Consider the following 12,520-nt stretch of genomic DNA (forward strand, 5'->3'; position numbering starts at 1 on the left):
CCGGGAGGCAGGCAAAAACGCCATCTGCTTCACGCTTTACGACGGGGGTTTCGGGGCTCGTCGTAAAGCGTGAAGCAGGTGGCAAGGTGCGTGCGCGACCTATGCGACTGCTGCGCCGAAGAGCAGGCCGATTCCGTAGGAGACGGCTAGGCCTAGAGCGCCGCCGATGACTAGTCGGATGGCGGCCTTGCCGGAGTGGGTGGCGGAGAGCTTGGCGCTGACGAAGCCCGTCAGTGCGAGTGTGAGAATCGTGACCACAGTGACGACCAGCGCGCCGTTTGCGGGCGTGGTCAAAAGCGCGGCGAGCATCGGCAGGATGGCACCCAAAATAAAGGCAATCGCGGATGAGAATGCGGCTGCCCACGGGTTCGTGAGGTCTTCACCGTCGATGCCGAGCTCCAGGCGCAGGTGTGCGGACAGCGGATTGTTGGATTCGATTCCGCGTGCGGCATCCTCCGCGATATGGGAGGGAATCCCGTAGTCGGACAGGATTTCTACTAGTTCCTCATGTTCCTCCTCGGGGAAATCGCGCAGTTCCGCGCTTTCCTTGGCGATCAGCGCGCGCTCGGTATCGCGCTGGGTGGACACTGAGACGTACTCGCCGAGGGCCATCGAGATGGCGCCTGCGATAACGGCGGCGGCGCCGGCGGTCAGGATTGCGCCGCGGGAGGATCCTGCGGCGATGACGCTGAGCAGAACCAGGGCGGTTGAGACGATGCCGTCGTTAGCGCCTAAAACGCCCGCGCGCAGCCAGTTCAACTTTGAAGTCTCAGAGGACTGATGGGGCTCGTTCGAGTGGGGTGTGGTTTCTGGGGTGGTCACGAAAGTTCACTCCATGTCAGTGATGCGCCCTCATGGCCGGTGAGTGTGAGCGTGACGATACTGGCGATAGCACCATTGACGGTGATAGCCATGCCCAGGGGCACTGCCCAACTGCGCCAGCCCGCGAGGAAGGATAGTTTCGACAATACGCGAGCGTCCTGGATGAGAAAGGTGCTAATCATGCCCGCGGTCATGACGACGACGGCGATGAGCAGGTACGTGGCGTAGTCGGCGTGAGTCGCGACGGCGCCGGGGTTTTCCTCGCTGAGTCCCATGAGTGGAAGCATTGCCTCTCCGGCAGAGCGGGCAACGACTGTGCTGACGAATGCGACGGCACTCAGAATCGAGGAGGCGAGGCCGAGCCGTTCGCGAAGACGTGGCATGGCCACGTAGACAATCGCGACAATCGCTGCGACGGGGACGATGACGACTGTCAGGTGAACGAACAGCGGGTGCGCAGGGAGACCTGCAATGCGTGTGAACATGTGAGAATTATTAGTTGCGCGGAGGTGCAAATACAACTCTTTTCCCCCTTCTAACCAAAACAGTAATGCCTGGTATTGCCCGCTATGTTCGGCCTAATAAGTGCAGTGTGTGAGGCGTGGAAGATTTGGTCAAGTGGTCTGTCCGGGTGCGTTAATTCGAACCACTGGGGCTAGTCGGCGCCGCGGGTAAAGGAGAGGATTGCGCCCAGTGCGATGACGGCGCACGCGATCATGGAGACGGCAATTGCTAGCGCGGGATTGGAGCCAATGTCGGCCAGAGGGATGGGCGAGGAGTGTCACGATGAGTAGGCCGGCGGAGGTTGCAAGCATTGTGCTGAGCGTGAAAAGAATGATTGCCTTCGGGCTGAAGCTGCGGACCAGTCGGCTGCTGGCAATCGAAGCAACCGTGAGCATCGCCGCATTCGAGGCGAAAACAAAGGAGCATCGCTGGGGCGAAAGGCCGAGTTGCTTCTGAAAGATGAACGGGGAGGCGGCGATGTAGGAGTACGTCACCGAGAAGCCCCCCAGCGAACGTCAGCAGGTATCCGATGTAGGTGGGGCGGCACAGTAGTCGCCCGATGTTGGGGAAGATGCTTTTCAGGGCGCGGTCGGAGCTGGCTTGTGGGCCAGTTAGGGTGCGATATTTGTTAAAGCCGCAGGGACGTGCAATAATACCGAGGTTGTGTTAAACGGCGTCGGCAAGCGTGAGCATGTTTAAAGTGCAAGTCGCGTGGCGCTAAATAAGCACACATCGAATACATCAGACCGCGTGCGTTTAGGACGGAAATCTGACGCACAATGCAACCAGGTCAGGAGAACCGCAGTGATTCAGCAGGAATCGCGTCTGCGCGTTGCCGATAACACTGGTGCACGTGAAATTCTGTGCATCCGTGTTCTCGGCGGCTCGACCCGACGCTTCGCTGGCATCGGCGACACCATTGTCGCAACTGTCAAGGAAGCTACCCCGGGCGGCAACGTCAAGGCAGGCGAAGTTGTTAAGGCAGTAATCGTTCGCGCAAAGAAGGAGACCCGTCGTCCAGACGGCTCCTACATCTCGTTCGATGAAAACGCCGCCGTCATCATCAAGGCTGACGGTGAGCCGAAGGGCACCCGCATCTTCGGCCCGGTCGCGCGTGAGCTGCGCGACAAGAAGTTCATGAAGATCGTCTCGCTCGCACCGGAGGTGATTTAAGTGAAGATCCGTAAGGGCGATACCGTGCTGGTTATCTCCGGTCCGGACAAGGGTGCTCAGGGCAAGGTCATCGAGGCCTACCCGAAGCGCGATAAGGTCCTGGTCGAGGGCGTTAACCGCATCAAGAAGCACGTTGCTAACTCCGCTGCGGAGCGCGGCGCATCCTCGGGTGGAATTGTCACCCAGGAGGCTCCGATTCACGTGTCGAACGTCATGCTGGTCGACGAAGAGGGTACCCCGACTCGCGTCGGTTACCGCTTCGACGAGGATGGCAAGAAAGTTCGCATCTCCCGCCGTACCGGGAAGGACATCTAAGCATGAGCGAAAACTACACCCCTCGTTTGAAGACCCGTTACCGCGAGGAAATCCGCGGCAAGATGCAGGAAGAGTTCTCCTACGAGAACGTCATGCAGATCCCGGGTATCACCAAGGTTGTCGTCAACATGGGCGTCGGCGCAGCTGCTCAGGATAAGAAGCAGATCAACGGTGCTCTCCACGACCTCACCCTGATCACCGGTCAGAAGCCGGAGACTCGCCGTGCTCGCAAGTCGATCGCTAACTTCAAGCTCCGTGAGGGCGACGCCATCGGCGCTCGCGTCACGCTGCGTGGCGACCGCATGTGGGAGTTCCTGGACCGCCTGCTGACCGTGGCTCTGCCGCGAATCCGCGACTTCCGCGGCCTGTCTGATCAGCAGTTCGACGGCCACGGTAACTACACCTTCGGCCTGTCCGAGCAGACGATGTTCTACGAGATCGACGTTGACAAGATCGACCGCCCGCGCGGTATGGACATCACCGTCGTCACCACCGCTACCAACAACGAGGAAGGCCGCGCACTGCTGCGCGAGCTGGGCTTCCCGTTCAAGAAGTAGTCTTTTAAGTCGGCTTTACGACGACCCCAAAGGGCCTCAAGTGCTTAATGCACTTGGGGTCTTTTTTGCTGCGTCGAGTCCTCCCATGGGTCTCTGAGGGGGGCGGGTAAAGGTTAATATTGAGGGGTTTACCTTGGTAATCATCGTTTTCTTAGCTCAAAGTTAGGCGTTCGTGACCAATTCGTTGTAAACTCTCGGATTGTCATGTTTTGGCGACCATATTGTTTGTGGTCAATACCTTCTACGGAACGCCCCTGTGCGACGTACCTAATACTAAAGGGAATAACTAGCATGAAGAATTTCTCCACGGCCGCTCGTTCGGCAGCTCTTGCAACTGTCGCCGCTCTCGGCCTGGGCCTCGGCGCAGGCGCTGCGGCTGCACAGCCACAGATTCCGGGTCTGCCGGAAATTCCGGGTGCCCCGGCTGCTCCGGCGCCGGCTCCGGGTATCCCGGGTCTGCCGATTCCGGGCCTTGGACAGAGCCCTGAAAAGGGTGTCAAGCAGCTCGTTGCTTTCGGTGACTCTTTCACCGCTAATGCTGGCAAGGGTGGTCCGCGCGGCCTGCAGCCGGGGCAGACTCCGCTGGTTGCCAACTGTGCGACTGACATGGAGAACTGGCCGAAGATTGCCGGCGAGCAGCTCAACAAAACTGTGGGCGACTGGTCCTGCAACGGTACCGGTGCGGTGCCGGGGCAGCTCCTGGCGTACCTGGAAGCTGCGATTCAATACGGTGACTTGGGTGAAGGGACCGAGAAGGTCGTCCTGATGTACGGCGGTATGGACCAGGTTCAGTGGGTTGACGTTGCAGGCCAGCTCATCGCAAAGCCGGCTACCCCCAATACGCCGAGCATTTTCAAGAGCCTGGTTAAGCAGTTCACCGATCGCGTTCACTCCGTAGCCCCGAACGCTCAGGTCGTTCTGGCTTCGTACCCGGAGTACGCCACTGACAACCAGCTCTGCCTGGTAAACACCCCGGGTCGCGTCAACCCGATTCCGGCCCCGGGAGCTAATGAGATTCAGGGTGCTTTCCGCGACAGCATCAAGGCCGCCGCTGAGAGCTCCGGTGCTGGTTTCATTGATGTCTACGAGGCAACCCGCGGGCACGGTACCTGTAACCCCAACGATTCCGAGCGTTACGTCGCAGGTTTCATGGATCCGGTGCTTGGCCCGATGACCAACCATCCGACCGTTGCCGGTGAGCACGCAATGGGGCACATCATCGCCGACGGCCTCCGCTAAACTTTCGCTCCCGTAGCCCCAGCTCGAGGCGACGATTCTCGACGCGGGGGAGTGTGAGCGCGTCGCAAAGCGCGAAATAGCTAACCACCCTGGACAAAGCGTCCGGGGTGGTTTTGCATTTCCTGGGGTTTTTGCTAGTATTTGCAGGTCTGCCCTCTATGTGAGGTGCAGGTGTACATGTAACAACTTTGCTGAAGGCCCCTCGCCTCGCATCGTCTCTAGCGTCACCTGGGTGGCGAGCTTTCCTGGCTATTGAACCGGGACGGCGAAAAGTAGCCCTTAAATCGTTGGAATCACGATATTGGTTTGTGCGTGAATTCGCGTCTTGCAACCTCGAGGTGGGAAGGAACCGCAGCGAGAAAGGATACGGTCACTAACCATGACCATGACTGACCCAATCGCCGACATGCTGTCGCGCGTGCGCAACGCTAACAACGCGTACCACGACTCTGTCTCGATGCCGTCGTCCAAACTGAAGGCTAATATCGCCGAGATCCTCAAGTCTGAGGGTTACATTGAGGACTACGCCGTTGAGGATGCCAAGGTCGGCAAGACCCTGACCCTGAACCTGAAGTACGGTCCGTCCCGCGAGCGTTCTATCGCTGGTATGCGCCGTGTCTCCAAGCCGGGTCTGCGTGTCTACGCTAAGTCCACTAACTTGCCGAAGGTCCTCGGTGGCCTGGGCGTGGCTATCATCTCCACGTCTCAGGGTCTGCTGACTGATCGTCAGGCAAATGAGAAGAAGGTTGGCGGGGAAGTCCTCGCTTACGTCTGGTAAAGGGGGAACTACACAATGTCACGTATTGGTAAGAACCCTGTCGTCGTGCCGAGTAACGTCACCGCTTCGGTCAACGGCCAGGACGTCTCTGTTAAGGGCCCGAAGGGCGAGCTTTCCTTCACTGTCCCGGCTCCGATTGCTGTCGAGCTGAAGGACAATGAGATTGTTGTCACCCGTCCGGATGACAACCGCAAGAACCGCTCCCTGCATGGCCTGTCCCGTTCGCTGATCAACAACCTCGTTGTCGGCGTTACCGAGGGCTACACCATTAAGATGGAAATCTTCGGTGTTGGTTACCGTGTCGCCAAGAAGGGCAAGGACCTCGAGTTCTCCCTCGGCTACTCGCACCCAGTCCTGATCGAAGCACCGGAAGGTATCACCTTCGATGTCGACGGCACCACCAAGCTGTCCATCGCAGGTATCGATAAGCAGAAGGTCGGACAGATCGCCGCCGTTATCCGTCGCCTCCGTAAGGACGATCCTTACAAGGGCAAGGGTATCCGCTACGAGGGCGAGCAGATCCGTCGCAAGGTCGGAAAGACGGGTAAGTAATGAGCAACACCAACGAAAAGCGCCTCCCGGTAGGCAAGGACATCTCGACTCGTCGTCGTATCGCCCGCGCCCGCCGTCACGCACGTCTGCGCAAGAACGTTCGCGGCACCTCCGAGGCTCCGCGCCTCGTTGTGCACCGTTCCTCTCGCCACATGACTGCCCAGGTTATCGACGACACCGTCGGCCGTACCCTGGCTGCTGCTTCCACCCTGGACGCAGAGGTCCGTGGCTTCGAGGGCGACAAGAAGGCCAAGAGCGCCAAGGTCGGCGAGCTGGTTGCAGCTCGCGCTAAGGAAGCTGGCATCGAGAAGGTCGTTTTCGACCGCGGTGGCTACCAGTACCACGGCCGCGTTGCTGCTTTGGCTGAGGCCGCACGCGAAGGTGGTCTGAAGTTCTAATGATGCGCACTTACAAGTCCAACGGAAGGAATGCGTGATGTCGGAACGCGATAAGCGCGAAGGCGGACGTGACTCCGCTGACAACAAGAACAACAACCGTCGTGGTGGCCGCGATAACCGTCGCCAGCAGGACGAGCGTTCGCAGTACACCGAGCGCGTTGTAACCATCAACCGAGTTTCCAAGGTCGTCAAGGGTGGTCGTCGCTTCAGCTTCACCGCTCTGGTCATCGTCGGTGACGGCGAGGGCATGGTCGGCGTCGGCTACGGCAAGGCCAAGGAAGTTCCCGCAGCTATCCAGAAGGGTGCAGAAGAGGCTCGTAAGAACTTCTTCCGCGTTCCGATGATCGCTGGCACCATTACTCACCCGGTCCAGGGTGAGACCGCTGCCGGCATCGTCCTGCTGCGTCCGGCCGCTCCGGGTACCGGTCTGATTGCCGGTGGCGCCGTGCGTCCGGTTCTCGAGTGCGCTGGCGTCCAGGACGTTCTGTCCAAGTCGCTGGGTACCAACAATGCCATCAACGTTGTCCACGCAACCGTTGATGCCCTCAAGCAGCTGGTTCGCCCCGAAGAGGTTGCCGCTCGCCGCGGTAAGTCCCTCGAAGAGGTCGCTCCGGCACGTATGCTGCGCGCTCGCGCAGGACAGGGAGCGTGATTTTCATGGCACTGAAGATTACCCAGGTCCGTGGTACCGCTGGTACCAAGCAGAAGCAGAAGGATTCGCTGCGTACTCTCGGTCTGAAGCGCCGTCACCAGTCTGTCGTTCGTCCGGATTCTCCGGAGGTTCGCGGCCTGATTAACGTCGTGCGCCACATGGTCGAGGTTGAAGAAGTAGCGGGGGAGTAGGTAAACCATGAGCGAACCAATCAAGCTCCACGACTTGGCCCCGGCTCCGGGTGCCAAGAAGGACAAGACTCGCGTCGGCCGTGGTGAGGCTTCCAAGGGTAAGACCGCTGGTCGCGGCACCAAGGGCACCAAGGCCCGCAAGCAGGTTTCGGCAGCATTCGAGGGTGGCCAGATGCCAATCCACATGCGCCTGCCGAAGCTAAAGGGCTTCAAGAACCCGGCGAAGGTCACCTACCAGGTGGTCAACGTCTCGGATCTCGAGCGCCTGTTCCCGAACGGTGGCGACGTCACCGTTGCCGACCTGGTTGCGAAGGGCGCCGTCCGCGCCAACCAGCCGGTCAAGGTTCTCGGCGATGGCGACATCAACGTTGCCGTCAAGGTCACCGCAACCAAGTTCTCGGGCTCCGCTAAGTCCAAGATCGAGGCTGCTGGTGGCTCTGTCACCGAGGCCTAAGCCGGATTTTTCCGTGAACTAGCCATAGTGGCAGTTCACCTCGGCTTTAAAAAGGGACCCGCACCTCAACAAATGTTGAAAGTGTGGGTCCCTTTTTGGTCTTGTGGTGCCCCTCAGTTCTCTCGTGCAGCGGCATTCGCCTTCCCGGCTGTACGCCAATTAGTCGCCAACAGCCTCGCCAGCGGAGTCTCTACGACAGGACTCCAACCTCTCGCAATGCCTGCGCTAGGCGAGCAATGTCGTTGTCGCTGTGCTTCGCTGTGACAGTAAGTCGCAGCATCGCCTGGTCGCGGGGAACCGTCGGATAGCGAATCGCCGGGATAAAGATGCCGCGTTCGTTCAGCGCGTCAGCGATCTCCATCGCGCGGCGCTCCTCGCCAATGGGGATTGGGATGATCGCGCTTGCCACCGGGTCTCCCGGCAGGCCCAACGCCGCCCTCACCGCAGCGATGTTCACCCGCAGTCGCTTGCCGACGATTCCTCCACGCAACTGATCCAGTGCGGCGTCAATGGCGGCCACGGAGCCGGGATTCATCGCGGTCGAATAGACAAAACTGCGGGCCTGGTTACGCAGGAGTGTCGCAACCGGGGACGCACACAGGACGTATCCACCCTCTACGCCAAGGGCTTTGCTGGCAGTTCCGACCAGGATGTCCGGAGAGATTCCGAGCTCGTCGCAGGTACCCCGACCATGTTCGCCGAGGACGCCGACGCCGTGGGCGTCGTCAAGCATGAGCCAGGCCCCGCGCTCGCGGCAGATGCTCTCCAGTCGGCGGCCGTCGATGACTTCGCCGGACATGGAGAAGACGGCGTCTGAGATAACGAGCTTATGGCGGGCGATTGAGGCATCGAGTAGACGGGCGAGTACGTCGTAGTCGGCGTGTGGGAAGATAGTCACTCGGGCTCGGGCGGAGCGGCAACCGTCGATGATGGAGGCGTGGTTGTCGGAGTCGGAGAAAATTTCGACGTCCGCGCCGGCGATCGCGGCGATAGTGGAGTGATTGGCCTGGTATCCGGTGGCGAATAGTACGGCATCGCCGAAGCCGAAGAACTCGGCGAGCTTGCGCTCCAGTGCTGAGTGGATGCTCGTACCCGTGGTCAGTCGCGAACCACCTGAGCCTGTCCCGAGGCGCCGGGTCGCGCGGACGGCGGCCTCAATTACTGAGTCATTCGTGGATAGGCCCAAATAGTCGGAAGAGGAGAAGAGCAGGTAGTCGCTGCCGTCGACACGGCTGTGTGGTAGCTGCGCCGATTCGAAAGTGCGCAAGCTGCGCGAAAGGCCCTGGCTAGCCCACTGGTCATTCCGCCGTGCGGCGACCGTCGTAATCGAGTCGCGGACGGGCAGCGGTGCCGTACCAGCAGCGATGGAGGCGAGGTCCACCCGGACTGGCGTGTCCTCGAGGTTGGAAATCAGCTCGTCGACGTCCGTTCCCGGCTTAACGACGAAGATACGCGTGCCCAGGTCAGAGCCCTCAGGCTTGATATTGGGGACACGGTAGAACTTGCCGTCTACCGCCACATATCCCTTGGTGTAGTGGGGATCGTCCGAGAGGCAGATTTCGGCGAGGATTCCTGGGGTGGTGGCGACCTTGGAAGCGAGGATGATTGCTTCGTGGAAGTGGTCCTTGACGCAGTCGGACGCGGGGTGCTTGACGGCGTCGACGAGAGCGGCTCCGCGAAGTCCAGTGAGAGAGTACGCCAGGGCCACGGCCTGCTCTGCTGCGGTGATTCCAGCGTCTTTTAACAGCGTAGTGACTAGCGCCTGGGCGGATTCGGGGGATGCGTTATCCGTCTGCACCGGTTCGAGTGCGGGGACGGTCGCGACAGCATCGGATTCGATCTTCTCCACGGTGATGTGAATGTTGTCGGCGACTCCCTTGTCGTGGCATAGCGCGCGGGAGGTCATCGCGGCCGTGAGCTGCGGCAGCTCCAGCGTGTCTGAGAGGCGCTCGGCCCCGGAGATGTGGGATCCGGCGAGGGAGGAACGCATCCGAATGCTATAGGTGTTCACTCGCAAAACTGTACACTGTTCAAGTTTGTTCTAGTGGTCAACCCGAAGGTGCGGCCGTCCCCAAAAGTGCACCGCATTGCGCCGACAGGTCGGGACGCTGGTAGACTCTCAACGTCAAATACTGTCAATTCATGGTTCACTGCTGTTTAGCCAGCCCGCGCGGTCTGTCGAAAGTCCGCGATGTGGCAGCAAAAGCTTAAGGTGGGCTCGGGAGGATGCACGTGGCTTCCGGTTTTATTGCGGCGTTGCGCGATCCTGATTTGCGAAAGAAGATCCTGTTCACGCTGTTCATGATCATTCTTTACCGAATCGGCGCTCAGATTCCTACTCCTGGAATCGATTACGAGCTGGTCAATGCGCAGTTAGAGCGAATCTCTGAGGACCAGTCCAGCGTTTACTCGCTGATCAACCTGTTCTCCGGTGGCGCTCTGCTGCAGATGGCCATTTTCGGCATCGGCATTATGCCGTACATTACTGCCTCGATTATTGTGCAGTTGCTCACGGTTGTGATTCCGCACTTCGAGCAGCTGAAGAAGGAAGGGCAGTCCGGTCAGGCGAAAATGACGCAGTACACGCGTTACCTGACAGTCGCTCTGGCGCTGCTCCAGTCCGCCGGTATCGTCGCCATGGCCGACCGTGGCGCGCTGCTTGGCGGCACCCAGTCGCTGCTGGTGCCCAACGCCGGTGTCTTCGACATGGTTGTCATGGTCGTCGTGATGACCGCCGGTGCGATTCTGGTGATGTGGATGGGCGAGCTGATCACCGACCGCGGTGTAGGCAACGGCATGTCCCTGCTGATTTTCGCCGGTATTGCCGCCGGCATGCCCGCACAGGGCGCGAACATTTTGCGCTCCACCAGCGGCATTATCTTCGCGACCGTTATCGTCGCTGTCCTGATTCTCATCATCGGCGTGATCTTCATCGAGCAGGGCCAGCGCCGCATCCCAGTTCAGTACGCCAAGCGCATGATTGGTCGCCGTCAGTACGGCGGTTCCTCGACCTACCTGCCGCTGAAGGTTAACCAGGCCGGCGTTATCCCGGTCATCTTCGCGTCTTCGCTGATTTACGTGCCGGTGCTGATCACCCAGATCGTACAGTCGGGGCAGCAGAATCCCTCGCTGGATAACTGGTGGCAGCGCAACGTGATTCAGTACCTGATGGCACCGTCGAGCTGGCAGTACATTGTCCTGTTCTTCCTGATGATCGTATTCTTCTCCTTCTTCTACACCTCCGTGCAGTACGACCCGCACGAGCAGGCGGAGAACATGAAGAAGTACGGCGGCTTCATCCCGGGCTTCCGCCCCGGCCGCCCGACTGCCGAGTACCTCTCCTATGTCTTGACCCGCCTGCTGTGCGTCGGCTCCCTATACCTGGGCATTATCGCCGTGTTGCCGAACTTGGCGCTCGATATGGGCCTCGGCAATGCCGACGCGGGCACGCGAGGCGGTATGTTTGGAGGTACGGCACTGCTGATTCTGGTTAGCGTCGCGCTGACGACGGTCAAGCAGGTTGAAAGCCAAATGATGCAACGTAATTACGAAGGGTTCTTGAAGTAATGCGACTCGTACTAGTAGGTCCTCCGGGTGCCGGCAAGGGCACTCAGGCAGCCATCCTCTCCGAGAAGCTGGGTGTGCCGCACATCTCCACCGGCGATCTATTCCGCGCCAACATCGGCGAGGGTACTCCGCTGGGCATCGAGGCCAAGTCCTACATCGATGCCGGCAACCTGGTCCCGGATGATGTTACGGTTCGCATGGTCGAGTCCCGTCTGGCTGAGGACGATGCCAAGAACGGATTCCTCCTCGATGGCTTCCCGCGCACCGTCGGCCAGGCTGACGAGCTCGAGCGCCTCCTGGGCAACCTGGGCACCACCCTGGATGCCGTTGTTCAGTTCGATGTTTCCGAAGATGTCGTTGTCGAGCGCATGCTCGCCCGCGGTCGCGCGGACGACACCGAAGAGGTTATCCGCAACCGCATGCACGTCTACGACAACGAGACTGCTCCGCTTCTCGATCACTACTCGGACAAGATTGTGAAGATAGCCGCGGAGGGCACCGTTGAGGAAATCAACGATCGCACCATGGCAGAGCTGAACAAGCTGAAGTAGTTAGAGCCTCAAACTACAGCGAAAGACCCGCTGCACCATCCTTCTCCGAGGATGAGTGCGGCGGGTCTTTTGCATCCGCGCAGCGCGCCGGCTAGCCCTGCTGGAAAGCGGCGATGATCGCGTCAATCTCCGGCTGAGCCTGCTCCGCTGAAGCATTGCCGAACGCGTACTCCTGGTAGATTCCCTGTTCCTCATCGAGAATCGTTACGAACGGTGTGCCTCGGCTGATTCCGCTGAAGGCCCGCTTCCCGGGGACGTCAACAGGCTTGTACTGTTCGACGGACTCGGCCCCGGCTGCCATACGGCCAACTGCCTCCGGATCCTGCGCGGTGGTCAGCATGGCGACGGAGCCAGAGGCGGTGCCCATGATGCAGGTAAAGCCGTGGAAGTTCTCACTACCAAACATGATTGGCATTGCCAGGTCGGACTCGACGCAGCTAGAGATGCGCTCACCGACGGCCTGCGGGACACCGTCGCGGAGTTGCTCCGGCAGGGTGGTGGTGCCGAGGAAGCCCGAGCCCTTCGGCGCCGCGGGGTCGGAGGGGTTTTCGGCGGATGGGGTGGACGGGGCGGTCACCGGCGCGGGCGGCCCCGGATTGTCGCCGCAGGCTGCGAGGAGAGCCAGGGAGCCGGCGCCGAACGCCGCCAGAAGCGCGCGTGCGGAAAAAGACTTCTTCGAAACGTGCATGGAAATAGATGTTAGGGCACGGCCGGAGAGAAAGGTAGTGACGACCACGACACACCCAGGGCATAAGGATGGCACGCCG

At 60.2% G+C, this 12,520-nt stretch carries 17 protein-coding genes; 13 read left to right on the plus strand and 4 right to left on the minus strand.

Annotated elements, in window-relative coordinates; genetic code table 11:
* Window positions 1-99 precede the first annotated feature (99 nt).
* Complete coding sequence (locus CLAC_RS01980) at window positions 100-822, minus strand: VIT1/CCC1 transporter family protein (RefSeq protein WP_053411470.1); 723 nt, start codon at window positions 820-822, stop codon at window positions 100-102.
* On the minus strand, window positions 819-1,307 hold the full coding sequence (locus CLAC_RS01985; RefSeq protein ID WP_156324740.1) for a DUF2231 domain-containing protein: 489 nt from the start codon (window positions 1,305-1,307) through the stop codon (window positions 819-821). The genes CLAC_RS01980 and CLAC_RS01985 overlap by 4 nt, the downstream gene beginning before the upstream one ends.
* A gap of 301 nt (window positions 1,308-1,608) precedes the next feature.
* Here CLAC_RS01985 and CLAC_RS12565 point away from each other — a divergent pair, with 301 nt between their 5' ends.
* From CLAC_RS12565 to rplO, 11 genes are all read left to right on the plus strand, one after another.
* The gene (locus CLAC_RS12565) at window positions 1,609-1,782 is read left to right on the plus strand and encodes a hypothetical protein (RefSeq protein WP_156324741.1); all 174 of its coding nucleotides are present in this window, start codon (window positions 1,609-1,611) and stop codon (window positions 1,780-1,782) included.
* 348 nt (window positions 1,783-2,130) lie between these two features.
* Window positions 2,131-2,499: a 50S ribosomal protein L14 gene (gene rplN / locus CLAC_RS01990; protein ID WP_053411472.1), complete on the plus strand. Its 369-nt coding sequence runs from the start codon at window positions 2,131-2,133 to the stop codon at window positions 2,497-2,499.
* Complete coding sequence (gene rplX, locus CLAC_RS01995) at window positions 2,500-2,814, plus strand: 50S ribosomal protein L24 (protein ID WP_053411473.1); 315 nt, start codon at window positions 2,500-2,502, stop codon at window positions 2,812-2,814.
* 2 nt (window positions 2,815-2,816) lie between these two features.
* A complete protein-coding gene (gene rplE, locus CLAC_RS02000; protein ID WP_053411474.1) occupies window positions 2,817-3,371 on the plus strand; it encodes a 50S ribosomal protein L5 in 555 nt (184 codons plus the stop codon).
* Window positions 3,372-3,662: 291 nt separating this feature from the next.
* Complete coding sequence (locus tag CLAC_RS02005; protein WP_053411475.1) at window positions 3,663-4,610, plus strand: GDSL-type esterase/lipase family protein; 948 nt, start codon at window positions 3,663-3,665, stop codon at window positions 4,608-4,610.
* Between the two features lie 379 nt (window positions 4,611-4,989).
* Complete coding sequence (gene rpsH, locus CLAC_RS02010) at window positions 4,990-5,388, plus strand: 30S ribosomal protein S8 (protein ID WP_053411476.1); 399 nt, start codon at window positions 4,990-4,992, stop codon at window positions 5,386-5,388.
* 15 nt (window positions 5,389-5,403) lie between these two features.
* A complete protein-coding gene (gene rplF / locus CLAC_RS02015) occupies window positions 5,404-5,940 on the plus strand; it encodes a 50S ribosomal protein L6 (RefSeq protein ID WP_053411477.1) in 537 nt (178 codons plus the stop codon).
* The gene (gene rplR, locus CLAC_RS02020) at window positions 5,940-6,338 is read left to right on the plus strand and encodes a 50S ribosomal protein L18 (protein ID WP_053411478.1); all 399 of its coding nucleotides are present in this window, start codon (window positions 5,940-5,942) and stop codon (window positions 6,336-6,338) included. The genes rplF and rplR overlap by 1 nt, the downstream gene beginning before the upstream one ends.
* Window positions 6,339-6,375: 37 nt before the next feature.
* Window positions 6,376-6,990: a 30S ribosomal protein S5 gene (rpsE, locus tag CLAC_RS02025; protein WP_053411479.1), complete on the plus strand. Its 615-nt coding sequence runs from the start codon at window positions 6,376-6,378 to the stop codon at window positions 6,988-6,990.
* A gap of 5 nt (window positions 6,991-6,995) precedes the next feature.
* Window positions 6,996-7,181: a 50S ribosomal protein L30 gene (gene rpmD / locus CLAC_RS02030; RefSeq protein WP_053413201.1), complete on the plus strand. Its 186-nt coding sequence runs from the start codon at window positions 6,996-6,998 to the stop codon at window positions 7,179-7,181.
* 7 nt (window positions 7,182-7,188) lie between these two features.
* Window positions 7,189-7,635, plus strand: coding sequence for a 50S ribosomal protein L15 (gene rplO, locus CLAC_RS02035; RefSeq protein WP_053411480.1), 447 nt, complete (start codon window positions 7,189-7,191; stop codon window positions 7,633-7,635).
* A 190-nt stretch (window positions 7,636-7,825) separates the two neighbouring features.
* Here the strand turns inward: rplO and CLAC_RS02040 are convergent, their stop codons facing one another.
* Window positions 7,826-9,646 (minus strand): 6-carboxyhexanoate--CoA ligase, encoded by a 1,821-nt coding sequence (locus CLAC_RS02040; RefSeq protein ID WP_245621938.1) that lies wholly within the window; start codon window positions 9,644-9,646, stop codon window positions 7,826-7,828.
* A 215-nt stretch (window positions 9,647-9,861) separates the two neighbouring features.
* Here CLAC_RS02040 and secY point away from each other — a divergent pair, with 215 nt between their 5' ends.
* Together secY and CLAC_RS02050 are read left to right on the plus strand one after the other, a co-directional pair.
* Entirely contained in the window at window positions 9,862-11,202 is a 1,341-nt protein-coding gene (gene secY, locus CLAC_RS02045; protein ID WP_053411482.1) for a preprotein translocase subunit SecY, read from the plus strand.
* Window positions 11,202-11,753 carry an adenylate kinase gene (locus tag CLAC_RS02050; RefSeq protein WP_053411483.1) on the plus strand — a complete coding sequence of 184 codons (552 nt, stop codon included), beginning with the start codon at window positions 11,202-11,204 and terminating at the stop codon, window positions 11,751-11,753. The genes secY and CLAC_RS02050 overlap by 1 nt, the downstream gene beginning before the upstream one ends.
* Window positions 11,754-11,844: 91 nt before the next feature.
* Here CLAC_RS02050 and CLAC_RS02055 read toward each other — a convergent pair whose 3' ends face one another.
* The gene (locus CLAC_RS02055) at window positions 11,845-12,441 is read right to left on the minus strand and encodes a hypothetical protein (RefSeq protein WP_082313482.1); all 597 of its coding nucleotides are present in this window, start codon (window positions 12,439-12,441) and stop codon (window positions 11,845-11,847) included.
* Window positions 12,442-12,520: the final 79 nt, after the last annotated feature.

Source organism: Corynebacterium lactis RW2-5 (assembly GCF_001274895.1).
GTDB classification, from domain to species: domain Bacteria; phylum Actinomycetota; class Actinomycetes; order Mycobacteriales; family Mycobacteriaceae; genus Corynebacterium; species Corynebacterium lactis.

Coding starts and splice junctions, on each gene's coding strand:
- rplE (WP_053411474.1), top strand. CDS start 2,817: ATGAGCGAAAACTACACCCCTCGTTTGAAGACCCGTTACCGCGAGGAA.
- rplR (WP_053411478.1), top strand. CDS start 5,940: ATGAGCAACACCAACGAAAAGCGCCTCCCGGTAGGCAAGGACATCTCG.
- rpmD (WP_053413201.1), top strand. CDS start 6,996: ATGGCACTGAAGATTACCCAGGTCCGTGGTACCGCTGGTACCAAGCAG.
- CLAC_RS02050 (WP_053411483.1), top strand. CDS start 11,202: ATGCGACTCGTACTAGTAGGTCCTCCGGGTGCCGGCAAGGGCACTCAG.
- rpsH (WP_053411476.1), top strand. CDS start 4,990: ATGACCATGACTGACCCAATCGCCGACATGCTGTCGCGCGTGCGCAAC.
- CLAC_RS01985 (WP_156324740.1), bottom strand. CDS start 1,307: ATGTTCACACGCATTGCAGGTCTCCCTGCGCACCCGCTGTTCGTTCAC.
- rplO (WP_053411480.1), top strand. CDS start 7,189: ATGAGCGAACCAATCAAGCTCCACGACTTGGCCCCGGCTCCGGGTGCC.
- CLAC_RS12565 (WP_156324741.1), top strand. CDS start 1,609: ATGAGTAGGCCGGCGGAGGTTGCAAGCATTGTGCTGAGCGTGAAAAGA.
- rpsE (WP_053411479.1), top strand. CDS start 6,376: ATGTCGGAACGCGATAAGCGCGAAGGCGGACGTGACTCCGCTGACAAC.
- rplF (WP_053411477.1), top strand. CDS start 5,404: ATGTCACGTATTGGTAAGAACCCTGTCGTCGTGCCGAGTAACGTCACC.
- secY (WP_053411482.1), top strand. CDS start 9,862: ATGCACGTGGCTTCCGGTTTTATTGCGGCGTTGCGCGATCCTGATTTG.
- CLAC_RS02005 (WP_053411475.1), top strand. CDS start 3,663: ATGAAGAATTTCTCCACGGCCGCTCGTTCGGCAGCTCTTGCAACTGTC.
- CLAC_RS02055 (WP_082313482.1), bottom strand. CDS start 12,441: ATGCACGTTTCGAAGAAGTCTTTTTCCGCACGCGCGCTTCTGGCGGCG.